The following is a 23,012-nucleotide window of genomic DNA, read 5'->3' as shown; positions in this document are numbered from 1 at the left end:
AGGCCGGCGAGGGCTAGGCGGGCCGGGCCGGGGCCATCCGGGGCAGGAGGACGAGGGCCAGGAGGAGCGCCGCCGCGGCGAAGCAGGCGCCGGTGAGGAAGGCGTGGTGGAAGCCGCTTGCCAGGGCGGCCCGTTGGGCCTGAGGGTCGGCCCCGGCCGCCGGCATCAGGTCCGCGACGCGGCTGAAGGCGAGCGTGGAGACGACGGCCAGGCCGAGCGCGCCGCCTGCCTCCTGGCTGGTGTTGATCAGGCCCGCGGCCACGCCCGCGTCGCGCTCCCCGACGCCGTGGGCCGCGGCTATCTGGAGCGGGACGAAGCACAGGCCGAGCCCCGCGCCCAGGACCAGGAAGGCGGGCAGCACGTCGGCGGCGTAGGAGGCGTCCACGGGCAGGCGGGCCAGCAGGAGCAGGCCCCCGGTGGCGAGGAGGGAGCCGGCCAGGAGGACCGCCTTGGCCGGCACCCGGGCCACCAGGCCGGAGGCGACGCCCGCGGCGAAGGCCACGGTGAGCGCGAGCGGCACGTACGCCAGCCCGGCCCGCAGCGCCGAGTAGCCGAGGACCTGCTGCATGAAGAGGCTGGCGAAGAAGAAGAGGGTCAGCATCGCGCCGAACAGCAGCACCGTCGTGGCGTTCGCGGTGCGCAGCGCGGCCAGGCGCAGGACGCGCGGCGGCAGCAGCGGCGCGGCGGCGCGGGTCTCGATGAGGGCGAACGCGGCCAGCAGCGCGGCGGCCCCGGCCAGTCCCCCGACCGTCCGGCCCGCCCACCAGCCGGCCTCCACCGCCTCGTCGAGCGTGTAGATGAGCAGGAGCAGCCCGGCGGTCAGGGTCACGGCCCCGGCCGTGTCGAAGCGGCGGCCGGGCGCGGCGTTCCGCCCGGCGGGCAGGAGCAGCGGCGCGCAGGCGACCGCGGCGGCGGCGATCGGGACGTTGATGAGGAACACCCAGCGCCAGCCCGGCCCTTCGGTGATCAGCCCGCCGGCCAGGACGCCGCAGACGGAGGCGACGCCGGCCAGCGCGCCCCAGATCCCCAGGGCCTTGTTGCGGGCGGCGCCCTCGGGGAAGGTGGTGGTCAGCGTGGAGAGGGCGGCGGGCGCGGTGAGCGCGGCGCCGAAGCCCTGCGCGGCGCGGGCCGCGATGAGCAGGCCCGGGTCCTGTGCGAGCCCGGCGGCCAGGGAGGCGAGGCCGAACAGGGCGACCCCGGCCCGCAGCAGGCGGCGCCGGCCGAGGGTGTCCGCGAGCCGGCCGCCCAGGAGCAGGAAGCCGCCCAGGAGGGTGCCGTAGGCGGTGACGACGTACTGGAGGTCGCCGGCGGCCATGCCCAGGTCGTTCTGGATGGAGGGGAGGGCGACGTTCACGATGGTCACGTCCAGGTAGATCATCGACTGGACGGCGCAGAGGAACGCCAGGACGAGCCCCGGCCGGGCGGGGGCCCGGCCGGTGGCGGGGGCGGGGGACGGTGCGAGGGTCATGGCCGGTGCTTCGCTTTCTGGCTCGGGGGTGGAACAGGCCCTCCTCCAGCTACCGCTGGGAGGTGCCCCCAGCCGGGGGTGGCGGGCGGGCCTTGACAGTGCGAGCGAGAGGCCCGGATATTCAACGGTGATGAATAACGTGAGCGCGCCGGCGGGCGGGGAACGCACGAGGACGCGGGGCCGCCCGCCGGGGAACCCGCCCACCCGCGAGCGGATCGCGGAGGTGGCCCGCGGGCTGTTTCTCGAACGCGGCTACCGGGGCACGACGCTGCGGGCCGTGGCCGCCGCGGCGGGGGTGGACTCGGCCCTGATCGCCTATCACTTCGGGTCCAAGCAGGGCCTGTTCGGGGAGGCGCTGCGGGTTCGGTGCGGGCAGTCCCTGGCGGTGGCCGAGGCCCTGGCGGCGGGGCGCGGGGGCGGCCCGGCCGAGCTGGCGGACCGGCTGCTGCGGGCCATCACCGACCTGGGGGACGATCCGGCGCCGGGCGACCCGCTCTCCGGCTTCGGGCGGATGGCGCTGGGCGCGGACGAGGAGGCGCTGCCGGTGCTGCGGGAATTCCTCGAACGGGAGGTGCTGGCCCGGATTGCTGAATATCTGGGCGGCCCGGACGCGACCGAGCGGGCCACGGCCGCGATGACGCTGATGGGCGGCCTGATCTTCACCCGGTACCTCAACCCGCTGGGGCCGGTCGCCGCGCTGTCCCCGGAGGAGGTCCGGCGCATTCTGGGCCCGGCCCTGCGCGCGGCCCTCGCCGGGCCGAGGCGTCCCGCCCGCTTCACGCGACCCGAGCGCCCAGCAGCCCGCACGGCGTCGGGCCTTGCGACCGGATCGGCACGGGCCGCGACGGCCGGCTGACCGCCGGGCGACCAGGGGTGGGCGGAGGGGCTGCAAGGCGGGGGCGCCGGAAAACGCCTGCGCCCGTCAAGGCGTGCGGCGCCCGGCCCCCGGCCGAACGGGCGCCTCCGGCAAACGCCCGGTCCGGAGAGCCGGGGAACTCGATCGCACGGCCTGCCCGTCGCCCGGTCGCGCGGCCCGCGACCGGGCGGTGGCGCGTTACTCCATGCCCACCGCCTGGAGGACAGGGAGGCGGGAGGCTCGGCGGGCGGGGCGCCAGGCCGCGGCGGCGCCGGCGAGGAGGCCGGTGAGGGCGATGATGGTGAGCTGGAGCGGCGGGACGGTGAAGGCGCCCGTGCCGGAGGAGTCCGTGGCGCGGACCAGGGCCCAGCCGAGGAACGCGCCCAGGGTCAGCCCGCCGGCCGTGCCGAAGGCGGCCACCAGCGCGGACTCCCAGCGGACCGTGGCCCGGAGCTGGGCGCGGGTCTGGCCCACGGCCCTCAACAGGCCCAGCTCGCGGGTGCGTTCGTGCACCGCGAGGGTGAGGGTGTTGGCAATGCCGGACAGAGCGATGAGCACGGCCAGGCCGAGCAGGGCGTAGACGAGGGTGAGCATCATGTCCACGCCCTGCGCCGAGGAGGCGGCGAACTCCGCGCGGGTCTGCACCTCGGCGTTGCCGTGGTCCCGGGCCGCGGCCTCGACGGCGGCCTTCCCGGCGGCGGGGTCCACGCCCTCGCGGAAGGTGACGGCGACGAGGGTGTCGGCCTCGCGCAGGGCGTGCGGGGCCCAGGCGGCGCGGGTGAGGACGTAGTCCCCGGCCAGGCCGTCCTCGGCGTAGACGGCGCGGACGGTGAACGCCTGGGTGCTGCCGTCGGCGAACGTCAGCTCCGCGGTGGAGCCCGCGCGCCAGCCGTGGTCGTCGGCGGCGTCGGCGGAGACGGCCAGGCCGTCCGTTCCCAGGGCGGCGAGGTCGCCGTCCACCGCGCCGAGGGCCAGGACGCGGCCGAGGGCCGCGGGGTCGGTGACGGTCAGCGCGCTGCCCTCCCCCGCCACCTCCGCAACGCCGCTGCCCAGGCCCAGGGCGGTCTCCACCTCGGGCAACGCGGCGAGGGCGGGGGCGAGTTGGGGGCTCAGCGCGGCGCCGGACTCGGGGCCGAAGCCGGGGACGCGGACGGCGACGTCGCCGGCGAAGGCGCGGTCCACGGTCTCGTCCATGGTGGTCCGCAGCGAGGCGCCCAGGACGGTGAACAGGGAGACCACGGCGACGCCGATCATCAGCGCGGTGGCGGTGGCGGCCGTGCGGCGGGGGCTGCGCAGGGCGTTGCGCTGGGCCAGGGAGGCGGAGGCGCCGCGCAGCCGCCGCAGGGGCGGCCCGGCCAGGCGCAGCGCGGCCGCGGCGGCGACGGGGCCTGCGACGACGAAGGCGGCCAGGGTGAGCACGGCCCCGGTGACCGTGAGGGCCACGGACGGGCCGGAGGCGACGCCCGCGACGGCCAGCGCGACTCCGGCGGCGGCCAGCAGCGGCCCGGCGAGGGCGCGGGCGCGGGAGGCTCCGGCGCCGTCCACGGCGGTGGCGCGCAGCGCGGCCAGCGGGGCGGTGCGGCCGGCGCGGAGGGCGGGCAGCAGGGCGGAGCCGGCGCAGACGGCAAGGCCGGTGAGGGAGGGGACGGCCAGGGCGGTGCCGGTGATCACCAGGCCGCCGTCGGGGAAGGGGAAGCCGACGGCGGGGAAGAGGGCGCGCAGGCCGGTGGCGATGCCCAGGCCCGCGGCCAGGCCGGCGAGGGCGGCGGCGGTGCCGACGGCCAGGGCCTCGGTCACGGTCTGGGCCACGACCTGCCGGCGGGTGGCGCCCAGGGCGCGCAGGAGGGCGTTCTCCCGGGTGCGCTGGGCGACGACGATGGCGAAGGTGTTGTGGATGGTGAAGGCCGCCACCAGCAGGGCGACCCCGGCGAAGGCGGTCAGGCCGGTGGTGAAGCCGTCGAGGAACTGGCCGGAGATGGCGTCGGTGTTCTCCGCCGTGGCCTCCTCGCCGGTGACGGCCTCGACGCCCTCCGGCAGCAGGGGCGTCAGGGCCCGCACCAGGGCGTCCTGGGCAACGCCCTGGGCGGCGCGGACCTGGAGGGTGCCGGCGGTGCCGGGGCGCTCGGTGAGGCGCTGGGCGTCGGCCTCGGTGAGCCCGGTGAAGGTGTTCTCGCCCATGCCGTCCTGGCCGCCGAAGGTGACGAGGCCGGTGATGGTGACGGTCAGAGGGTCGGGGGTGAGGAGGGTGGTGGTGTCTCCGATGGCGAGGCCGCCGTCCTCGGCGGCGCCGCGGTTGATGACGGCCTCGCCGGGGGCGGCGGGGGCGCGGCCCTCGGCCAGGGCGTAGGGGTTGAGGCCGGGGTCGGCGATCCAGTTGCCGGCCAGGGTCTGCGGCCCGCCGCCGCCGACGGGCTCGCCCTCGGCGTCGAGGAGTTGGCCGAAGCCCTCGATGCCGGGGGCGGCGGCGGCCACCTCGGGCAGGGCCTCGATGCGCGGGAGCAGGGAGGTGTCCACGGGCCGGCGGGTGCCGAAGGGCTCGTCCTCGACGGTGATCTCGTCGGCGCCGCGGACGACGGCGTCGGTGCCGCCGGTGGCGTTGCCGAACATGGTGTCGAAGGCGGCGCGGAGGGTGTCGCCCATCACGAGGGTGCCGGCCAGGAAGCCGGTGCCGAGGAGGACGGCGAGGAAGGTCCCGGCGAAGCGCCGCCGGTGGGCGCGCAGCGAGGCGGCGCTCAGGCGCAGTCCGGTGCGTGCGGCGCTCACGGCCGGCCGTCCTCTCCGGTGCGGGCCGGGGACGTTCCGGCGCGCCCGGCGCCCGGGACGAAGCGGTGCATCCGGTCCAGGACGAGGTCGGCGGTGGGCGAGGCCATCCGGTCCACGAGGCGGCCGTCCGCGAGGAAGAGGACCTCGTCGGCGTGCGCGGCGGCCACGGGGTCGTGGGTGACCATGACGACCGTGCGGCCCAGGTCGCGGGCGGTGCGGCGCAGCAGGCCCAGCACCTCGGCGCCGGAGCGGGAGTCGAGGTTGCCGGTGGGCTCGTCGGCGAAGACGACCTCGGGGCGGCCGGCGAACGCGCGGGCCACGGCGACGCGTTGCTGCTGGCCGCCGGAGAGCTGGGCGGGGCGGTGGCGCAGCCGGTCGCGCAGGCCGACGAGGCCGATGAGGGTCTCCAGCCACTGCGGGTCGGGGCGGCGGCCGGCGAGGTCGAGCGGGAGGGTGATGTTCTCCGCGACGGTGAGGGTGGACAGGAGGTTGAACGCCTGGAAGACGAAGCCGATCCGCTCGCGGCGCAGCAGGGTCAGGCGGCGGTCGTCGAGGCCGGTCAGCTCGGTGTCGCCGAGGAAGGCGTGGCCGCCGGTGAGGGTGTCCAGGCCGGCGGCGCAGTGCATCAGGGTGGACTTGCCGGAGCCGGAGGGGCCCATGATGGCGGTGAAGCGGCCGGCGGGGAACTCGACGCTGACGCCGTCGAGGGCGCGGACCTCGGCGGTGCCGGTGCCGTGGATCTTGACGGCGTCGATGACGCGGGCCGCGGCGGCGAGCACGGGGGCGGAGACGCTCATGCCGCGCCTCCGTGGGCGCGGCGGCGGGCGGTGGGGACGTTCATCGCGGGGTCAGCTCCTCGGTCGGAGGGTCTCGGGGACGCGGTGCGGTGCGTCGTTCCGAGCCTTCCGTCCGGGGGGTGCCCGGGTCGTCGTACGGGCGGCGGCCGTGGGGCTGCTGCGGGGGGAGGCCCCGCCGGGAGCGCCGGGGTCCCGGCTACTCCTGCGGTGGTAGCCGGGGCTGCTCCCGGCGGGGCGGTCCGGTTGCGCGGGGCCGGCCGTGGGGTCAACGGCCGCCGCGCGCGCGTCAGTCGAGGTGGCCGTGCTCGCGGTAGTACGCCTCCGCGCCGGGGTGGAGGGGGACGGGCACGTCGGCGGCGGCGCGGCCCAGCTCGAAGGGGCTGGTCATCGGCGGGGTGGGGCCGGTGAACCGGGCCGTGATCGCCTCGCGCTGCTCGTCCAGGGCGCGGATGGCGAGGTAGGCCAGTTCCTCGGGGAGGTCGGCGGCGCAGTAGAGGACCCAGCCGGAGAAGTCGAGGGTGGGAACGTCCTCCTCCACGCCGCGCAGCCGCCCGCGCTCCAGCACCCCGGCGGGCATGCCCAGGGAGGCGCAGTGGGCGAGGACGTCCTCGTCCAGCGGGAGGTAGCGCAGGTCGTAGGTCTCGCTGATGCGCCGCCAGCGCAGCGTCATGATCGCCTCGTCGAAGACCGCGTCGAAGGAGGGGTCCACGGGGGTGGCCTCGGGCGAGTTCTGCGAGCGGGGCCGGTCCTTGAGGAGCGCGCCGCCCCAGCGTTCGACGTCCTCGGGGGCGAAGCCGCAGCGGCCCAGCACCTCGTCCAGGACCCAGGTGACGGGGTGGCCCTGCTCGCGGGGCGGCACGGACAGGCGCAGGGGGACGCGGCGTTCGGCGATCTGGCGCAGGCCGGTGATGCCGGTCTCGCGGCGCACGGCCAGGGCGAGCCGGTCGTCGTGCGGGAAGGCGGCCAGGGCGCGCAGCGGCAGCGGCCGTTCGTAGGGGCCGCGCCCCTCCACCGCGCAGGTGAGGTTCCAGGCCGGGGTGGTGATGGCGAACTGGTAGTGGCCCTCGGCGACCAGGCGCGGGCCGTCCATGCCGAGGGCGGAGGGCGGCGTGCCCGTGACGGCGGCGATGGTGGTGCCGTCGGGCAGGGGGCTGTAGTAGCCGCCCAGGCCGTTGGCCAGGAGGCTGCCGATGGCCATCCAGTTCTGACCCGGGCACAGGATCTTGAGGTCGCGGGCTTCGAGGGGCATGGGGTGGCGGGTCCTTGCTGTCAGGCGCTGGGGCGGGCGGTCAGGCGCTGGGAACGATGGACAGGGCGTCGGCGGGCAGTTCGAGCCACGCCTTGTCGCCGGGGCCGGCGGCCAGGCGCGGCTCCTGGCGGGTGATCCAGACGTGGTCGCCCACCCGGACGTGGCAGTCCAGGCACTCGCCGGTGAACATCACCTGCTCCAGCTCGCCGGGCACCACGTTGGGCGCGGCGGCCGGCTCGGTGAGGTGGAGGCGGACGGCCTCGGGGCGGACGGCCAGCAGGACCTGGTCGCCGGTCTTCACTCCGGGCGCGGCGGTGCCCACCAGCTCGCCCAGGGCCGTGCCGATCCGGGTGCCGGGGCCGGAATCCCCGGCCGGGGCGGCGGAGACGACCGTTCCTTCGAGGAAGTTGGTGGTGCCGACGAAGTCGGCGACGAAGCGGGTGGCGGGCCGCTGGTAGATGTCGCGGGGGGTGCCCTCCTGCACGATGCGGCCGGCGGACATCACCGCGATGCGGCTGGACATGCCCAGCGCCTCGGCCTGGTCATGGGTGACGTAGAGGGTGGTGATGCCCAACTGCTGCTGGAGGGAGGCGAGTTCGGCGCGCATCGCCCCTCGGAGCTTGGCGTCGAGGTTGGACAGCGGCTCGTCCAGCAGCAGCAGCTTGGGGCGGCGCACCAGGGCGCGGGCCAGCGCGAGGCGCTGCTGCTGGCCGCCGGAGAGCTGGGTGGCCATGCGGCCCTCGTAGCCGGCGAGCTGGACGACGGCCAGCGCGCTCTCCACCCGCTCCCTGATCTCCTGCTTGGGCGGCTTGCGGCGCAGCACCTGGAGGGGGAAGGCGGCGTTGTCGAAGACGGTCATGTGCGGCCAGATGCCGTAGCTCTGGAAGACCATGCCGATGTCGCGGCGGTTGGGCGGCACGAAGGTGCCCTCGGCGACGCCCGCCACGAGGGTGCCGTCGATGACCACCCGGCCGCCGTCGGGGCGTTCGAGGCCGGCGACGGAGCGCAGGGTGGAGGTCTTGCCGCAGCCGGAGGGGCCCAGGAGGGTGTACAGCTCGCCCTCCTTGATCTCGAAGCTGACGCCGTCCACGGCGTTGACGGTGTTGCCGCGGTCGGCGAAGCCCTTGCGCAGGTCCTCCACGGCCAGGGGCCGGCGCGGTTCGGTGGCGGTCATGCGAGTCCCTCCGGGGGTGTGGTGCGGATGTCGGAGCCTCCCGGAACAGCTCCGGGTCGGGGGGTGCGGCGGGCGGTCACGGCGCTCCCCCGGCCCCGGCCGCGGCCCCTCGGCCGCGGGTGAGCACCAGGAAGAGCACGACGACCGGGGCCATGAACAGCAGGGTCATCAGGGTGACCGCGGAGGAGGCGCCGACCTGGCCGGTGTTGTAGAGCATCCAGGAGGCCACGGAGAGGGTGAGGGTGTCCTGGGAGCCCAGGAGGGTGGGCACGGTCAGGTCGCGCAGGGTCAGCAGCGCGAGCCACAGCCAGGTGTAGGTGGCCACGGGCCGCAGCAGGGGCAGGGTCACGCGGCGGATCGCCTGCCAGGAGGAGGCGCCGGACATGGCCGCGGCCTCTTCCAGCTCGGTGTGGATCTGCATCAGCCCGGCGTTGAACATGCGGGTGCCGAAGGCGAGCTGGACCAGAGCCATGACGCCGGCGAGCAGGATGAGCGTTCCGTAGAGGTCGTACCAGCCCTCGGTCCAGTACAGGGCGGCGATCAGCGCGCTGAAGGCGAAGATGGTGGTGGGCACGGCCTGCGGGAGGAAGGCCATGAAGTCGTAGGCGTAGCGGAACCGCAGGCGGGAGCGCACCACGATCCAGGAGAACGCCAGGCTCAGCAGCACCGCGAGGGTGGGCGCGATGAGCATCAGCTTGACGGTGGTCTCCAGGCCGCGCAGGACGTAGTCCCAGTCGAGGTTGCGGTAGTTGTCCAGCGAGACGTTCTCCAGCGCCTCGGCGGAGGGCTGCTGGACGAAGGGCAGCAGGGACATCCACACGACCATCAGCACGGGAAGGATGGTGGACCACAGGAAGTAGCCGCCGACGAAGAGCCAGGCGGCCCAGCGCCACTTGCCCAGGCGGATGCGGACGGGGCGGTAGCCCTTGCCGGTGACGACCTGGTAGCGGCGGGCTGACTTCAGGGTGCGCAGGTACCAGAGGCTGAAGGCCACGGCGAGCAGGATCATCACGCCGCTGAACGCCGCCGGCACGCCGTACTCGGTGACGCCGGAGGAGGGGTTGGTGGCGACGTAGAGGTAACTGCTGAAGACGTGGATGTTGTTCGACAGGCCCATGATCAGGGGGATGTCGAGCGCGGAGATCGCGATGGTGGCCGAGAAGATCGCGGAGCCCATCAGGCTGGGTCGGATCAGCGGCAGCGTGACGCGGCGCAGGGCGCCCCAGGCGGTGGCGCCGGAGGCGCGGGCGGCCTCCTCCAGGGAGCCGTCCACCGAACGCAGGCTGCTGGAGACCATGATGAAGGTGACGGCGGACAGGGCCATGCCCTCCACGAAGCCCATGCCGACGAGCGAGGCGATGTTGATGGGCGCCGAGGAGAGGCCGAACCAGTCCATCAGCCACTGGTTGACCGCGCCGATGCGGGGGTGGAAGAGGAAGATCCAGCCCATGGCGGTGAAGAAGCCGGGGACCAGGACCCGCAGCACCATGGCGGTGTTGATGGTGCGCTGCCAGCCGAAGTCGGTGCGTTCCACCAGCAGGGCCAGGGCCGTGCCGAGGCTGAGCGCGACGACGAGGGTGACGAGGACGTACAGGACGGTGTTGAAGACGACTTCCCAGACGCGGGCGTCGCCGAACAGCGACGTGTAGTTGTCCAGGGTGAACGCGCCGTGGGGCGAGCCCTGTTCGCGGAAGCCGAGGTAGAGCAGGAGGACCAGGAGGGCCACCACGCACAGGGCGGGCAGCGCGATGACGGCGGCCAGGACGCCGGTCGCGGTGGGCCGGCGGCGGCGCGGGGCGGGGGCCGCCGCCCCGGCCGGAGCCGGGGCGGCGGGGGCGGGCCGGTCGTCCGCGGCCTGATCGGCCGTCAGGACACCGCCGCCCGGGTGCTGTTCTTCGTGCATGTCCATCAGTCCGTCAGAAGCTCGATCAGCTCGCTCTTGAACTCACGGCTGAACAGCTCGGGGTGGTCGGCGACGTACTCGTAGCTGTTCTCGGTGAACTCCACGCCGTCCGCCTCGTGGGCGGCGATCTCCTCGGCGGTGCGGCTGCCCTCGACGCGGGTGTTGTCGGCCAGCTCGTGCTCGTACAGCAGCTCCTGGGCCTCGGGGGTGGTCAGCCAGGTGACCCACAGGGTGGCCGCGGCGGGGTGTGCGGCGTTCTTGGGCACCGATGCGTACCAGGGGGAGACCACGGCGGCGTCCTCCAGGATGGCGGTCTCCAGCGGGGCGCCCTGCTCGGCGACGACCGCGGCGAGGTTGCTGCCACAGGAGAGCCACAGGGCGGCGAACTCGCCGGAGGCGACGCGGCTGAGCTCGCCGCAGCCGAAGAGGCCGGCGGGCTCGAAGGCTCCCAGGTACTCGCGTATGCCCTCCTCGCCCATGATGTTCTCGTCGCCGAGGATGTTGAACTGCGCCGCGTAGGGGGTGCTGGCGACGGGCTGGTCCAGCTCCAGCACCTCGGCGGCGGAGCGCGGGACCTCGTTCTCGGGGATGAGGGTGGTGTTGTAGGTGAAGCCGGGAATCTGGTCGAGCAGGGTCACGGAGGTGCCGTCGGAGTTGACCAGGTCCTCGGTCCAGGGGGCGACCTCGGTGAAGTCGATGGCCTGGAGGGCGTCGGCGCCCTGGGGGCCGACGCTGAAGGTGAGGTCGGAGCTGGCCAGGAGGGCGTCGGTGGAGGAGCGGGAGCCGGAGTTGTTCTCCTCGATCACCTCGGCGACGTTGCCCGGCATGTTCTGGTCGGGGGTGAGGGTGACGTCCAGGTCGAGACCGTACGCCTCCTGGAAGGCGTCGGTCAGGTCCTCCAGGGCGCCCTGGCCGTGCAGGCCCCAGTTGAGGTTGAGGGCGCCCTCCTGGCGGGCGGCCTCGACCAGCTCGGCCAGGGCCGGGTTGTCGGCCAGGCGCTGCTCGGCGGCCTCGGCGAGGGCGGCCGGGTCGTCGTTGCCGCCGCCGTCGTCGTCGGAGCCGCAGGCGGTGGCTATGGTCATCAGGGCGGTCGCGGCCACGGCCGCGCGCCAGTGGCGCATCAGGCGGCGTCTCATCGGGGGTCCTCACTTACGGGTCGGGCTCCGGTCACGGAGGCGGGTGCGGGCATGCCGGGGCCACGGGGGGCGGGTCGGGGTGTCGGTGTGGTGCTGTGGGGTGTGGGGGTCCGGGGCGGCCTGGAGTGGGCCGGCGCGCTCCGGGGGTCTCAGGGGTGGACGACGGCCATCCAGATGGGCTCGGTGCGGCCGAGCATCGCGGCGACGGCGGCGTTGACCTCGGTCAGGGGGTAGCGGTGGGTGATCAGCTCCTCGGCGGTGAGCTGCCCGGAGGCGAGCAGGCCGAGGACGGCGGCGGTGTCGGCGCGGGTGCAGTTGCGGGTGCCGACGATCCGCAGGCAGTCGTGCATCAGGTCGCGCAGCGAGAGCGGGAAGGGCGCGCCGTTCCCGCCCATGTGCACAAACGTTCCCGCCGCGCCGACGGCGGCGGCCGTCTGGCCGGAGCCGGGTCCGGCCGGGAGGTAGTCGATGGCGGCGTCGGCGCCCTCGGGCAGCAGGGCCCGCAGGCGGCCGGTGAGGGCGCCGTCCGTGCCCCAGTCCTCGCCCAGCTCCTCCAGGGCGACGGTCTCGGCGGGAACGGGCCCGGCCAGGGCGCGGACGGCCTCCAGACGCTCGGCGGAGCGGCCGACCAGGACCAGGCGCCCGGCGCCGAAGTGGCGGGCGAGCTTGACCGTGGCCACGCCCATGGTGCCGGTGGCGGCGGTGACGATCAGGGAGCCGGCCGCAGGGAGGGCGGCACACTTCAGGGCGCGCACGGCGTTGCCCAGGTCGTGGACCTTGGCGCCGACCTCGAAGCTGACGTTGTCCGGCAGCTCGTCCACCAGCCAGGCGGGGACGCGGACGTACTCGGCCAGGCCGCCGTCGTGGTAGCGGGCGTACAGCTTCAGCTCGCCCTTGCCGAAGGCGGCGTGGCCGATCATGGCCGACTCGGCGCAGAGCTGCTCGCGGTCGGTGCGGCAGAAGCGGCAGGCGCGGCAGGAGAGGGTGGGGTGGACGCGGACGCGGCGGCCGGTGAGGGCCTCGTCGGCGTCGGGGCCGACGGCCGTGACCGTGCCGGCGATCTCGTGGCCGGGCGTGGTGGGCAGGTGCCTGAACGCCCCGAGCGCGAGCAGCTTGGGGATGCTGGGCGCGAGGCCGGCGGCGGCGACCTTGATCAGCACCTCGCCGGGGCCCGGCTCGGGGATCTCGGTCTTCTCCAGGGTGAAGTCCGCGGTGCCCCGGTGGGCACGGGCGGCGGACATGAGGGGCATGGCGCGGCTCCTGGGTCGGCGGGTCGGGGGCGGGCCGGTCAGGCGGCGCGCAGGGCGTCGGCCTCGGCGGCGGTGATCGGCTCGCCCTTCTTGGTCGCGTCGGCGACGCGGGGGACCTCGCGGGCGGAGGCCAGCACGATGTGGCGGGAGGGGCCGCCGTGGATGCTGGTGAAGGCGATGCCCACGGGGATGCTGACGAAGTCGCCGGGCTCCAGGTGGAGGCTGCCGCGCTGGGTGACCAGGGTGCGGGTGCCGCTGATCTGGTACTGGATCTCGGTGGCGTTGCGGTGGCGGGTGTAGGTGCGGCCGTCGGAGAAGGCGGCGTCGGCGCGGCCGATGAGGAGGTCGCGGGAACCGTAGAGCCAGGTGGTGCCCTCGGCGTCCTCGTCGGGGCGCTGGAGGCGGATGCGCTCGGCGACGCGGTCGGCGTGGCCCAGCAGGAGGCGCTCGTCGGCGGGGGCCATGACGATGTCGTGCTCCGGGCCGCCCAGGCACTCGGTGATCAGCTCGTTGGTGTGGGCGGCCTCCCAGCCGGGGAAGGGCGTTTCGAGAGGCTGGGCGGTGCGCACGGCCGGCTGGAGCTCCTCGACGGGGGCGGGCACGTAGAAGAGCAGGTGGATGTCGCGCCGGCCGTAGTTGTCGTGGGCGATGGCGACGGGAATGCGGGAGAAGTCGCCGGGGGTCAGCTCGACGGTGCCCAGCTCGGTCATCAGGGTCCGCTCGCCCGCCACCTGGAAGGACATCTCGTCCACGTCGCAGTTGCGGTGGTAGAAGGGCTGGCGGTTGTTCATCGTCTGCCACTCGACGCGCAGGAAGTCGCTCTCGTAGATCCCGCGCGGGTGGGAGAACTCGCGCTCGATGTACTCCGGCGGGAAGTGGACGGCCTCCACGGGCGGGTGCGCCCGTAGCTGCTTGCGGCTCGGCAGCGGGGGCGCCAGCAGCAGGTCCTCGTCGCGCTCCAGCAGCAGGGGCCGTCCGTCGAACGGAAAGGCGTCGATGACTTCCTGGACGATCCCCATGATCGATCCTCCTTGACCGGGTGAGGCGGCCTTCCGGCCACCCGCTTCATGTCCTGCTTAGCGAGACTGCTGTCCTTCGATTTGGGACCCTGCCACGACCGGGATGTGGCGGTCAATACATCTGCAAGGATCGGACTGGACAGGTTACGTCCGATCTGCTCGAAACGCGGTCCCGTATACCAGGCCGGGCATCCCGTATATCAGGACTCATTCGGACGCGCACAGCACCCCGGCCGCGGAGCGACCGGGGTGCTGTGCGCTAGGAGGAGCGGCGCGGCCCGGGAGAGGCGGACCGCGATCACGGGAACGGCGGGCGGGGCGTCAGCCGGGCCGGGTGAAGCCGAAGTGGCGGACGGCTCCGGCCGCGGTGCGGTCCAGGAGGGCGACGGAGGCGCAGCCCGGGGGGAGGCGGCCCGCCTCGATCTCGGCCAGGAGGCGGGCGACGGCGCGCCGGTGCCCGGCGAAGGCGCGCCGGGAGACCCACCGGCCGCGGGCCGACTGGCCCGAGAGGGCGGCCGGCGGGGGGACGTCGAGGACCAGGAGGTGGAACGCCCGCCCCGAGCGCCGCGCCTCGCGCCCCAGCCAGCGCCGCACCCAGGCCGTCCGGCCGCAGTCGTGCACCATCACGCTGGCCCCCGAGCGCAGGGCCCGCCACAGGCGCGCGTAGTGGGCCAGCCGCACGGCGGGCCGGTAGCAGGCGTACGGCAGCCAGGCGGGCAGCCGCGCGGCCCACAGGTCCCGGGTCTCCTGGGAGTCGATGCGGGCGACCGGGGGCCCGGCGACGACCACGGGCCGGCGCATCAGCGTCGACTTGCCGCTGCCGGGCAGCCCCGAGACCACCACGTGGTGGCCCGCCGGCCAGCGCAGGACCAGCGGAGCGCGCGCCTCGGCGCCCCGGAAATCGAGCACCCGCGGCGGGGCACTCCTCGCGCAGTGCGCCATGGCCCTGTCCCCTCCCTGGTGCCCCGGTGTCGCTCACGGTAACCGGCCGCGACCGGGGCGGGCAATGCCGCCGGGCCCAACCCCCCTGCCGCGGACGGCCGTTACGGCTTGCGCCCCACCCCGCCCACGGCGTTCGGCGGCTGGCCCCCGTCCAGCTCAGGCAGGTCGGGCCGCCACAGCGGCACCGGGACCACGCCCGGCTCCACCAGCTCCAGGCCCTCGAAATAGCCGGCGATCTGGTCGCGGGTGCGGAGGTTGTACGGGACGGCGCCGGTGTCGTTGTACTCCTGCTGCGCCCGCGCGTACGCCTCGTCGGTGATCATGCCGTCGTTCAGCGAGAGGAAGCTGCCCGCGGGGAGCCCGTCCAGCAGGCGGGCGACGATCGACCTGGCCTCGTCGTAGTCGGCGACGTGGCCGAGGATGCCGGAGAGGATGAGGCCCACGGGCCGGGTCAGGTCCAGCGTGCGGCCGGCGGCGGCGAGGATGGCCTCGGGCTCGTGGACGTCGGCCTGGATGTACTCGGTGGCACCCTGCGAGGAGCTGGTGAGCAGCGCGTGGGCGTGGACGAGGACCAGCGGGTCGTTGTCCACGTAGACCACGCGGGCCTCGGGGGCGACGCGCTGGGCGACCTCGTGGGTGTTGTCCACGGTGGGCAGGCCGGTGCCGACGTCGAGGAACTGGCGGATGCCGGCCTCGCCGGCCAGGTAGCGGATGCTGCGGACCAGGAAGTACCGCGAGGAGCGGGCGATGTCGACCACGTCGGGGAACGCCTCGCGGTAGGCGTCGCCCGCGGCGCGGTCCACCGCGTAGTTGTCCTTGCCGCCCAGCCAGTAGTTCCAGATGCGGGCCGAGTGCGGCACCGACGCGTCGATGGCCGCTCCCCTGCCGCCGCCGGACGCCCCCGTCTCGGACTCCTTTTCGCCACTCACCGGCCACTCCCCTGGTTCATCTCGCGCACGCCTTCCTCACGTTGAGGCGACGCGGACATCGAACCACCTGGAGGGCGGGCGGGCCAGCGCTCCGCCGGGATCGCCGGCCCGGGCCGGGCAGGCGGCGGGTCCCGGCGGGCCGTCAGGTCCCGGGCAGGCGGGCCTCCAGCAACCCCGCGGTCACCCGGGTCTCGAACACCGGCTGGGGCGCGGTGGACGGGCCGTGCACGACGTGCCCGTCCGTCAGCCGGAAGGTGCTGCCGTGCCAGGGGCAGCGGACGCAGCCGTCCGCGACCTCGCCGCCGGAGAGCGGCCCGGCCTGGTGGGAGCATCGGTCGGCCAGGACGTGGACGGTGCCGTCGGCCTGCCGCAGCACGAAGACCGGCACCTCGCCCAGCATGCGCGAGACGGGCGTTCCCACCGGGAAGTCGGCCAGCTCGCCGACCGGTTGCCAGCCGGGCCCGGCGAGCACGGAGACGGGCTCGGCGTGGTTGACGCCCGCGGCCTGGCGGTAGGCGAGGTGGCCGCCGAGGGCGCCGCCCGCGCTGACGGTGAGCAGGCCGGCGTACGCCAGGGCGCGCCCCTTCATCCTGCGGCCCCGCAGGCGGGCGGCGAGCGAGGCGGCGTAGAGCCCGACGGCGACGGTGTTGGCCGCGGCGTGCACCAGGCCGACGCGCATCTGCGGCTTGTGCAGCTCGGCCCAGTCGGCCCAGCCGGCGAGGGCGGCGGGCGCGGCGGCGGCGAGGCCGACGCCGACCAGGAGGCCGGCGCCGCGGCGCCGGCCCGGCAGCAGGTCGAGCACGGCCGCGGAGGTCCAGGTGCCGATGGGCACCTGGACCAGCACGGGGTGGACCGGGTGCCCGAGGCGGGTGCCGTGCAGCGCGTCGCGGGTGCCCTCTGGCAGGGACCGCACCAGGCCGCGCAGCCGCATCAGCAGCGGGTCGGCCCAGCGCGCCGACTCCACGCGGTCCAGGGCGGCCTGCACCCGCCCGGGGCGGTCGGGGTCGGGCAGCAGCGCGCGCATCGCGGCGAGCGCTCCTTCGGCGGGCGTTCGGCCCTCGGTGACGAGGTCGGTCGGTGCGGCCATGCGGGGCGTCCCTTCTGAGGCTGGCTGAGCGGGTTCCTCAGACCTTGCGTTTGAAAACCGCGACGGACAGCGGCGCGAAGACGGCGGCGATGGCCGCGGCCCAGGCAAGGGACTGCGCCACGGGAGTGGCCACCTCGCCGCCGCGCATCAGGCCACGGCAGGCCTCGGCCAGCGTGCTGACGGGGTTGATGTCCACGAACGCCTGGAGCCAGCCGGGCATGGTGTCGGCCGGTACGAAGACGTTGCTGACGAAGGTGACCGGGAAGAGGGCGGTGAAGCCGAAGATCTGCACGCGCTCGGCGTCCTTGGCGAGCAGGCCCACCAGGACGGCGACCCAGGAGAACGCCAGGGCGAACGCCAGCAGCAGCACCGCGGCGCCCAGCAGGCCGAGGACCCCGGGGCTCCCGAGGCGGAAGCCCAGGATCATGCCGACCGCGACCACCAGGACGATGGACCAGGCCTGCTTGACCTGGTCGGCGGCGATCCGCCCGGCGAGCGGGGCCCAGCGGGCGATGGGCAGGGACCTGAGGCGGTCGAAGACTCCTTTGCGGACGTCGGTGTTGAGGCCCTGGCCGACGTAGAGGGTCACGAAGAGCATGTTCATCACGATCATGCCGGGGAGCATGAAGCGCAGGTAGTCCTGGGTGGAGCCGGCGATGGCGCCGCCGAAGACATAGGTGAACAGCAGGACGAACATGATCGGCTGGATGCTGAAGTCGCTCAGCTCGTACGGGTTGTGCCGCACCTGCACCAGGGTCCGCCAGGCGAGGGTGAGGCTCTGGCGGACGCCCTGGAGGAGGCCGACGCGGGGGCTGAGCGGACGGTCGGCGTGGGCGGGGGCCTCGGCGGTCACGGGGACGCCTCCTCTCCGGCGCCGGGGGCGATGCCCGGGTCGCCGTCCGTGGGCCGGCCGGTGAGGCTGAGGAAGACCTCGTTGAGGCTGGAACCGCGCAGGGCCAGCTCGGTGAGCAGGACCCCCGCGTCGTCCAGGCGGCGGACCACGGCGGGCAGCACGGCCGGGTCGGTGACGGGGACGGTGATCACCCCGCCCTTCACCTCGGGCTCCGCCTCGACGAGTTCGGCGACGGCCTGCCGGACCAGCGGCAGGCGCTCGGCGTCCCGGGGGCGCACGGCGAGCATCCGCCCGCCGGTGGTGGCCTTCAGCTCCTCGGGCGTGCCCTGGGCGATGACCCGGCCGTGGTCGATCACCACGATCCTGTCGGCCAGTTCGTCGGCCTCCTCCAGGTACTGGGTGGTGAGCAGGGCGGTGGTGCCCTCGTCCACGAGGCGGCGGATCAGCTCCCACAGGCCGGTCCTGGCGCGCGGGTCGAGGCCGGTGGTCGGCTCGTCGAGGAAGAGGAAGGGCGGCCTGCCCACGAGGCTGGCGGCCAGGTCCAGGCGGCGGCGCATGCCGCCCGAGTAGGTGCCCACGGCCCTGCTCCCGGCGTCCGAGAGCCCGAAGCGCTCCAGCAGCTCGTGCGCGCGGCGCCGGGCCTCGGCGCGGCCCATGCCCAGGAGGCGGCCGATCAGCAGGAGGTTCTCGGTGCCGGTCAGCTGCTCGTCCACGGAGGCGTACTGCCCGGTCAGGCCGATGAGCTGGCGCACGCGGTGGGCGTCGCAGCGCACGTCGTGGCCGCCGACGGAGGCGTTCCCGGCGTCGGGCCGCAGCAGGGTGGCCAGGACGCGGACGACGGTGGTCTTGCCCGCACCGTTGGGCCCCAGCAGGCCGAGCACGGTCCCGGCGGGAACGCTCAGGTCCACGCCGTCGAGCGCGGTGGTCGCGCCGAAGCGCTTCACCAGCCCCTCCGCGACGATGGCGTCGGCCATGGGGTCCGCTCCCTTCCTCGCCCTCCCGGGCCGGAGCCCGGGTCTCCCCCACTATGGGCCGGACCGGCGGGGCCCGCGAGGCGAGGCGGGCGGGCGGGGGACGTGGGGGCGGGTCAGGAGGCGGGGCGCTGGCAGTGGGGGCACCAGGCGGTGGTGCGTCCGGCGATGCGGTCGCGGGCCAGGGGGCCGCCGCAGCGCGGGCAGGTGGCGTCGGGGTCGTCGCGGTGCCCGGTGAGCCAGGAGTCGCGGGTGGGCACGTGCCCGGCGCGCACGGAGTCGCGCAGCACCTGGCGCAGCGCGGTGGCCAGCCGCCCGCGTTCGTCCGGGCCCAGGTCGTCGGCCCGGCGGGCCGGGGCGATGCGGGCGCGCCACAGGATCTCGTCGCCCAGGAGGTTGCCGAGCCCGGCGAGGGCGGACTGGTCGGTGAGAACGGCCTTGACGCGGGCCCGGCGTCCGGCGAGCAGGCCGTCGAGCTGCGAGCGGGTCAGGCTCAGCGCGTCGGGGCCCTGGTCCCCGATGACGCGGCCGACGTCCTCCTCGCGGAAGGCCAGCCACAGGCCCCGGAGCTTGCGCTGGTCGCGGTAGGCCAGGCGGCGGCCGTCGTCCAGGGCCAGGGTGACGCGGTCGTGGCGGGCGGCACGATCTTCGGGGCCGAGGCAGGCCAGGCGTCCCGTCATTCCGAAGTGCAGCAGCAGGGTGGGCCCGTCGGTGCGGGCCAGCAGCCACTTGCCGCGCCGCTCGGAGCCGGCGACCGTCCGGCCGGTGAGCGCCCGGCGCATCCGCTGGGGCGTCAGGCCGCGCAGCACCCCGGAGTCGGCGACTTCGACGTGCTCCACGCGGCGTCCCCGCGCGCAGGAGTCCAGCGTGCGGCGGAAGTCCTCCACGTCCGGCAATTCGGGCATATCGCTACGGTACGCCGTCGGGCTCGGCCTCCGCGCGCGGGGCGAGGATCGTGCGCCGGTAGTCCTCTGCGGTGACTTCCATGCCCACGTCGCGCTGGGCCCGCTCCGAGAGGTACCAGCGGTGCTCCAGCAGCTCGTGGTAGACCTGCGCGGTGTCCATGCCCTCGCGCAGCGCGGTGGGGACGGCCCGCACGGCCGGGCGGAAGACGTCGCGGACCCAGCGGTGCGCCAGGACCTCGGGGCGCGCGCCCAGGGGGTCGCCGGGGACGTAGTCCTCCTGGGTGGCCATCCAGGTCTCCAGGTCGTTCAGCAGGCTGCGGGCCTGGTTCTCCTCGGCGTCGAGGCCGGTCAGGCGCAAGAGCTGGCGCTGGTGGTGGCCGGCGTCCACGACCTTGGGCAGGAACGTGACCTCGTCGCCGTCCGGGGAGTGCTGGATCTGCATCTCCGCGACGTCGAAGCCGAGTTCGTTCAGGCGGCGGATGCGGCGGTCGATGTAGTGGCGCTTGTCGCGCGGGTAGACCGAGGGACGGGTCAGCTCGTGCCACAGGTCGCCGTAGCGTTCCACGATCTCCTGACCGAAGGGCACCGGGTCGACGGCCGGGTGCAGGGAGCCGCCGGCCTCCAGGTCCATCAGCTCCCCGACGATGTTGACCTGGGCGACCTCCAGGTCGTAGTCGCGCTGGCCATGGGTGAGTTCGGGCTGGAGCTGGCCCGTCTCGGCGTCGACCAGGTAGGCGGCGTAGGCGCCGGCGTCGCGCCGGAAGAGGGTGTTGGACAGGGAACAGTCGCCCCAGGCGAAGCCGCTGAGGTGGAGGCGGACCAGCAGCACGGCCAGCGCGTCGAGCAGCCGCTTGATGGTGCCCGGCCGCATGGTCGTCTCGAACATCGAGCGGTAGGGCAGGGAACCCTTGAGCTGACGGGTGATCAGCACCGGCTCCAGCGGCTCTCCCTCGACCGCGCGCCTGCCGGTGACCACGGCCACCGGGTCCACGGCCGGGATGGCCAGCCGGTCCAGGTCGCGCAGCAGCTCGTACTCGCGCACGGCCGCCCACTCCCCGACCTCCTTGAGCGCGAACACCTCGCTGCCGGCCCGCGCGAAGCGGACCACGTGCCGGGAGATGCCGCGCGGCAGCGCCACCAGGTGCTTCTCCGGCCACTCGGCCAGCGGAACGTCCCACGGCAGGTCGAGCAGGTTCGCCGGCTGCGCGGGGTCGGTGGCGGTGATCTGGAGCTCCATGTCCCCAGTCTGCGCCAGGACCGCCCAGTCGTGGCCCTGCCCGGAGGGGGGTGTCAGCGGCGGGCCTTCGCGCCGCCCCGGCCCCGCAGCCGGGCCCGGAGTCCCTGGAGTCCGGAGACCGCGCCGCGCAGGCGGCCCTTGCGCGGGCCCGCTCCCGGGCGCCGCGGGGAAGCCCGCTCTGCCAGGCGGTTCAGGTCGCCGGCCAGCCGGTCGCGGGTGGCCTCGATGTCGGCCCTTATCCGGTCGGGTGACGTGCCCATGCGGCGTCCTCCTTCAGGGTGCGCAGCGTGCGTTCGGGCCTGGGCGAGAGCCGGCTCATCCGCGCGCGGCCCCGCAGGAACAGCACGCCGCCCGCCAGGGCCCACAGGCCGGCCACGATCAGCGCGGCCCACCCGGCGTCCATGACGTTGGCCAGGCCGAACGCCAGGGCCAGGGAGAGGAAGACGGCGACCATGTAGCCGGCGAACCCGGCGGCGCCGAACATCCCGGCCGCGCGCCCGGCACCGGCCACCTCCTCGCGCACCTCGGCCTTGGCCAGCTCGACCTCCTGCCGGAACAGGTCCTGCGCGTCCTCGACCACGTCGGAGAAGAGCGTTCCCAGGGACTCGCGGGAACGGTCCCCGCGGCGGCCGTCCGCCCGCGCGTCCCCGTCCCGGGCCTCGCTCCCCCGTTCCTGGACGGGCTTCCGTGAGGTCAACGACATCTCAATACCTCCGCCGGACGCCCCTTCGGCGTCCCTGGGCCCACGAGTAGCCCGGGTGGTTGGGGGGAAACCAGGACGGATATGGACACGATCCCCGAAGCGGTGCTCGCGGGCCTGTGGGGCCTGGTGGCCGGGTCGGCGCTGCTGCTGGGCGCCGCCCTCGGCTATGGGCTGCGGGTGCCCTCCTGGCTGGTGGCCACGGTGATGGCCTTCGGCGCCGGGGTGCTGATCTCGGCCGTCTCCTTCGAGCTGGTCGGGGAGTCCTACGACCAGGGCGGCCTCGGCCCGGCGGTCGCGGGCACGCTCGCCGGGGGCGTTGCCTATACGGCGGGCAACGCGGCGCTGGCCCGGCGCGGGGCGCGCCACCGCAAGCGTTCCGGGGACGGCGGGCCGGGCCAGCGGCAGCCCTCGGAGGCGCAGCAGGAGGGCTCGGGCGTGGCGCTGGCGCTGGGCGCGCTGCTGGACGGCGTGCCGGAATCTGCGGCCATCGGGGTCAGCCTGCTGGACGGCGGGGAGGTGAGCCTGGTGACGGTGGTGGCGGTCTTCCTCAGCAACGTCCCCGAGGGCCTGTCCTCCTCGGCCGGGATGCGGGCCGCGGGGCGGCGGCCGGGCTACGTCTTCGGCGTGTGGGGCGGGATCGCGGCGGCGAGCACGGCCTCGGCGGTGCTGGGCTACGCCGTGGTGGGCGGGCTGCCGACGGGCGTGCAGGCGGCGGTGACGGCCGTGGCCGCCGGGGGCATCCTCACGATGCTGGCGGACACGATGATCCCGGAGGCCTTCGCCCGCGCGCACCTGGCGATCGGGCTGGTGCTGGTGTGCGGCTTCCTGGTGTCCTTCGGGCTCTCCCACGCGTGACAACCGCCCGGGGCGGGGCGGGCGGCCGGACGTGCGCCCCGCGCGGGGCGCGCCCAGACTTGAGGAGGACCCCAGGAGGCGCACGTGGCCGAATCCCCCGTTCACACGCTCAACGACGGGCGCACGCTGCCCGCGGCCGGGCTCGGGACGTATCCGCTGGACGACGAGGCGGCGGAGGAGGCGGTGCGCTCGGCCCTGGCCGCCGGGTACCGGCTGGTCGACACGGCCGTGAACTACGGCAACGAGCGGGGCGTGGGCCGCGGCGTCGCGGCCTCCGGCGTGCCTCGGGAGGAGGTCGCGGTCACCACCAAGCTGCCCGGGCGCGACCACGGGTACGAGGAGACGCTGAGGTCGTTCCGGGAGTCCCTGGACCGGCTGGGGCTGGAGTGGGTGGACCTGTACCTGATCCACTGGCCGCTGCCCCGCGTGGACAGGTTCGTGGAGTCCTGGCGGGCGATGATCCGGCTGCGCGAGGAGGGCCTGGCCCGCTCCATCGGCGTCTCGAACTTCACGCCGGAGCAGATCGCGCGCCTGGAGCGGGAGACCGGCGTGCTCCCGGCCGTCAACCAGGTCGAGCTGCACCCGCTGCTGCCCCAGGAGGAGCTGCGGGCGTTCCACGCCAAGCACGGGATCGTCACGGAGAGCTGGAGCCCGCTGGGGCGCGGGAGCGAGCTGCTGAAGGACGCGGCGATCGGCCGCGTGGCCCGGGCGCACGGGGTGACCCCGGCGCAGGCGGTGCTGCGCTGGCACGTGCAGCTGGGGGCCGTTCCCGTCCCCAAGTCGGCGAACCCGGCCAGGCAGCGCGAGAATCTCGACGTCTTCGGCTTCGCGCTGACCGAAGCTGAGCTGGAGGCGGTCGCCGGACGGCCGCCGCGGCGGCTGGGCGGGGACCCGGACCACCACGAGGAGTTCTGA

The 23,012-nt window shown here is 75.0% G+C and carries 21 protein-coding genes; 3 read left to right on the top strand and 18 right to left on the bottom strand.

The annotated features are described in order from the left end of the window. Positions 1-13 precede the first annotated feature (13 nt). Positions 14-1,468 carry an MFS transporter gene (locus RM780_RS06565; RefSeq protein WP_311629548.1) on the bottom strand — a complete coding sequence of 485 codons (1,455 nt, stop codon included), beginning with the start codon at positions 1,466-1,468 and terminating at the stop codon, positions 14-16. Between the two features lie 130 nt (positions 1,469-1,598). Between RM780_RS06565 and RM780_RS06560 the strand changes: the two genes are divergently transcribed. Continuing rightward, complete coding sequence (locus tag RM780_RS06560) at positions 1,599-2,324, top strand: TetR/AcrR family transcriptional regulator (RefSeq protein WP_311629547.1); 726 nt, start codon at positions 1,599-1,601, stop codon at positions 2,322-2,324. A 198-nt stretch (positions 2,325-2,522) separates the two neighbouring features. Here the strand turns inward: RM780_RS06560 and RM780_RS06555 are convergent, their stop codons facing one another. The 17 genes from RM780_RS06555 to RM780_RS06475 form a co-directional block, all read right to left on the bottom strand. Continuing rightward, complete coding sequence (locus tag RM780_RS06555; RefSeq protein WP_311629546.1) at positions 2,523-5,087, bottom strand: ABC transporter permease; 2,565 nt, start codon at positions 5,085-5,087, stop codon at positions 2,523-2,525. Further along, positions 5,084-5,884 carry an ABC transporter ATP-binding protein gene (locus tag RM780_RS06550; RefSeq protein WP_311629545.1) on the bottom strand — a complete coding sequence of 267 codons (801 nt, stop codon included), beginning with the start codon at positions 5,882-5,884 and terminating at the stop codon, positions 5,084-5,086. The genes RM780_RS06555 and RM780_RS06550 overlap by 4 nt, the downstream gene beginning before the upstream one ends. A gap of 286 nt (positions 5,885-6,170) precedes the next feature. Next, complete coding sequence (locus tag RM780_RS06545) at positions 6,171-7,133, bottom strand: TAXI family TRAP transporter solute-binding subunit (protein WP_311629544.1); 963 nt, start codon at positions 7,131-7,133, stop codon at positions 6,171-6,173. Positions 7,134-7,173: 40 nt separating this feature from the next. Further along, positions 7,174-8,307, bottom strand: coding sequence for an ABC transporter ATP-binding protein (locus tag RM780_RS06540; protein WP_311629543.1), 1,134 nt, complete (start codon positions 8,305-8,307; stop codon positions 7,174-7,176). A gap of 76 nt (positions 8,308-8,383) precedes the next feature. Further along, positions 8,384-10,216, bottom strand: a complete 1,833-nt coding sequence (locus RM780_RS06535; protein WP_311629542.1) for an ABC transporter permease — start codon at positions 10,214-10,216, stop codon at positions 8,384-8,386. After that, positions 10,216-11,346 (bottom strand): ABC transporter substrate-binding protein, encoded by a 1,131-nt coding sequence (locus tag RM780_RS06530; protein WP_311629541.1) that lies wholly within the window; start codon positions 11,344-11,346, stop codon positions 10,216-10,218. Before RM780_RS06530 ends, RM780_RS06535 begins: the two co-directional genes overlap by 1 nt. A 149-nt stretch (positions 11,347-11,495) precedes the next feature. Next, entirely contained in the window at positions 11,496-12,596 is a 1,101-nt protein-coding gene (locus tag RM780_RS06525) for an alcohol dehydrogenase catalytic domain-containing protein (RefSeq protein ID WP_311629540.1), read from the bottom strand. Positions 12,597-12,634: 38 nt separating this feature from the next. After that, entirely contained in the window at positions 12,635-13,615 is a 981-nt protein-coding gene (locus RM780_RS06520) for a hypothetical protein (RefSeq protein WP_311629539.1), read from the bottom strand. A gap of 321 nt (positions 13,616-13,936) precedes the next feature. Further along, positions 13,937-14,524: an AAA family ATPase gene (locus RM780_RS06515; RefSeq protein ID WP_394812900.1), complete on the bottom strand. Its 588-nt coding sequence runs from the start codon at positions 14,522-14,524 to the stop codon at positions 13,937-13,939. Positions 14,525-14,658: 134 nt separating this feature from the next. Next, positions 14,659-15,486 carry an SAM-dependent methyltransferase gene (locus tag RM780_RS06510; RefSeq protein WP_311629538.1) on the bottom strand — a complete coding sequence of 276 codons (828 nt, stop codon included), beginning with the start codon at positions 15,484-15,486 and terminating at the stop codon, positions 14,659-14,661. A gap of 142 nt (positions 15,487-15,628) precedes the next feature. Beyond that, positions 15,629-16,573 (bottom strand): Rieske 2Fe-2S domain-containing protein, encoded by a 945-nt coding sequence (locus tag RM780_RS06505; protein WP_394812899.1) that lies wholly within the window; start codon positions 16,571-16,573, stop codon positions 15,629-15,631. Positions 16,574-16,610: 37 nt separating this feature from the next. Continuing rightward, positions 16,611-17,426, bottom strand: a complete 816-nt coding sequence (locus RM780_RS06500; protein WP_311629537.1) for an ABC transporter permease — start codon at positions 17,424-17,426, stop codon at positions 16,611-16,613. After that, positions 17,423-18,400 (bottom strand): ATP-binding cassette domain-containing protein, encoded by a 978-nt coding sequence (locus tag RM780_RS06495; RefSeq protein WP_311629536.1) that lies wholly within the window; start codon positions 18,398-18,400, stop codon positions 17,423-17,425. Before RM780_RS06495 ends, RM780_RS06500 begins: the two co-directional genes overlap by 4 nt. A 113-nt stretch (positions 18,401-18,513) precedes the next feature. Then, a complete protein-coding gene (locus tag RM780_RS06490) occupies positions 18,514-19,302 on the bottom strand; it encodes an Fpg/Nei family DNA glycosylase (RefSeq protein WP_311629535.1) in 789 nt (262 codons plus the stop codon). Positions 19,303-19,306: 4 nt separating this feature from the next. Further along, positions 19,307-20,539, bottom strand: a complete 1,233-nt coding sequence (locus tag RM780_RS06485) for a DUF4032 domain-containing protein (RefSeq protein ID WP_311629533.1) — start codon at positions 20,537-20,539, stop codon at positions 19,307-19,309. A 53-nt stretch (positions 20,540-20,592) separates the two neighbouring features. Beyond that, entirely contained in the window at positions 20,593-20,799 is a 207-nt protein-coding gene (locus RM780_RS06480; protein WP_311629532.1) for a DUF3618 domain-containing protein, read from the bottom strand. Further along, positions 20,775-21,242, bottom strand: coding sequence for a phage holin family protein (locus RM780_RS06475; RefSeq protein ID WP_311629531.1), 468 nt, complete (start codon positions 21,240-21,242; stop codon positions 20,775-20,777). The genes RM780_RS06480 and RM780_RS06475 overlap by 25 nt, the downstream gene beginning before the upstream one ends. Positions 21,243-21,323: 81 nt before the next feature. Here RM780_RS06475 and RM780_RS06470 point away from each other — a divergent pair, with 81 nt between their 5' ends. Together RM780_RS06470 and RM780_RS06465 are read left to right on the top strand one after the other, a co-directional pair. Next, entirely contained in the window at positions 21,324-22,097 is a 774-nt protein-coding gene (locus RM780_RS06470) for a ZIP family metal transporter (RefSeq protein ID WP_394812898.1), read from the top strand. A gap of 84 nt (positions 22,098-22,181) precedes the next feature. Beyond that, positions 22,182-23,012 carry an aldo/keto reductase gene (locus RM780_RS06465; protein ID WP_311629529.1) on the top strand — a complete coding sequence of 277 codons (831 nt, stop codon included), beginning with the start codon at positions 22,182-22,184 and terminating at the stop codon, positions 23,010-23,012.

This window comes from Streptomyces boetiae (assembly GCF_031845405.1).
Taxonomy (GTDB): Bacteria; Actinomycetota; Actinomycetes; order Streptomycetales; family Streptomycetaceae; genus Streptomyces; species Streptomyces boetiae.
This window is presented reverse-complemented; position numbering and strand designations above follow the sequence as displayed.

What these genes read in the sequence shown, in the direction of transcription:
- RM780_RS06565 (WP_311629548.1), bottom strand. Translation starts at nt 1,468, where the DNA reads ATGACCCTCGCACCGTCCCCCGCCCCCGCCACCGGCCGGGCCCCCGCC.
- RM780_RS06560 (WP_311629547.1), top strand. Translation starts at nt 1,599, where the DNA reads ATGAATAACGTGAGCGCGCCGGCGGGCGGGGAACGCACGAGGACGCGG.
- RM780_RS06550 (WP_311629545.1), bottom strand. Translation starts at nt 5,884, where the DNA reads ATGAGCGTCTCCGCCCCCGTGCTCGCCGCCGCGGCCCGCGTCATCGAC.
- RM780_RS06545 (WP_311629544.1), bottom strand. Translation starts at nt 7,133, where the DNA reads ATGCCCCTCGAAGCCCGCGACCTCAAGATCCTGTGCCCGGGTCAGAAC.
- RM780_RS06540 (WP_311629543.1), bottom strand. Translation starts at nt 8,307, where the DNA reads ATGACCGCCACCGAACCGCGCCGGCCCCTGGCCGTGGAGGACCTGCGC.
- RM780_RS06535 (WP_311629542.1), bottom strand. Translation starts at nt 10,216, where the DNA reads ATGGACATGCACGAAGAACAGCACCCGGGCGGCGGTGTCCTGACGGCC.
- RM780_RS06530 (WP_311629541.1), bottom strand. Translation starts at nt 11,346, where the DNA reads ATGAGACGCCGCCTGATGCGCCACTGGCGCGCGGCCGTGGCCGCGACC.
- RM780_RS06525 (WP_311629540.1), bottom strand. Translation starts at nt 12,596, where the DNA reads ATGCCCCTCATGTCCGCCGCCCGTGCCCACCGGGGCACCGCGGACTTC.
- RM780_RS06520 (WP_311629539.1), bottom strand. Translation starts at nt 13,615, where the DNA reads ATGGGGATCGTCCAGGAAGTCATCGACGCCTTTCCGTTCGACGGACGG.
- RM780_RS06505 (WP_394812899.1), bottom strand. Translation starts at nt 16,573, where the DNA reads ATGGCCGCACCGACCGACCTCGTCACCGAGGGCCGAACGCCCGCCGAA.
- RM780_RS06495 (WP_311629536.1), bottom strand. Translation starts at nt 18,400, where the DNA reads ATGGCCGACGCCATCGTCGCGGAGGGGCTGGTGAAGCGCTTCGGCGCG.
- RM780_RS06490 (WP_311629535.1), bottom strand. Translation starts at nt 19,302, where the DNA reads ATGCCCGAATTGCCGGACGTGGAGGACTTCCGCCGCACGCTGGACTCC.
- RM780_RS06485 (WP_311629533.1), bottom strand. Translation starts at nt 20,539, where the DNA reads ATGGAGCTCCAGATCACCGCCACCGACCCCGCGCAGCCGGCGAACCTG.
- RM780_RS06480 (WP_311629532.1), bottom strand. Translation starts at nt 20,799, where the DNA reads ATGGGCACGTCACCCGACCGGATAAGGGCCGACATCGAGGCCACCCGC.
- RM780_RS06475 (WP_311629531.1), bottom strand. Translation starts at nt 21,242, where the DNA reads ATGTCGTTGACCTCACGGAAGCCCGTCCAGGAACGGGGGAGCGAGGCC.
- RM780_RS06470 (WP_394812898.1), top strand. Translation starts at nt 21,324, where the DNA reads ATGGACACGATCCCCGAAGCGGTGCTCGCGGGCCTGTGGGGCCTGGTG.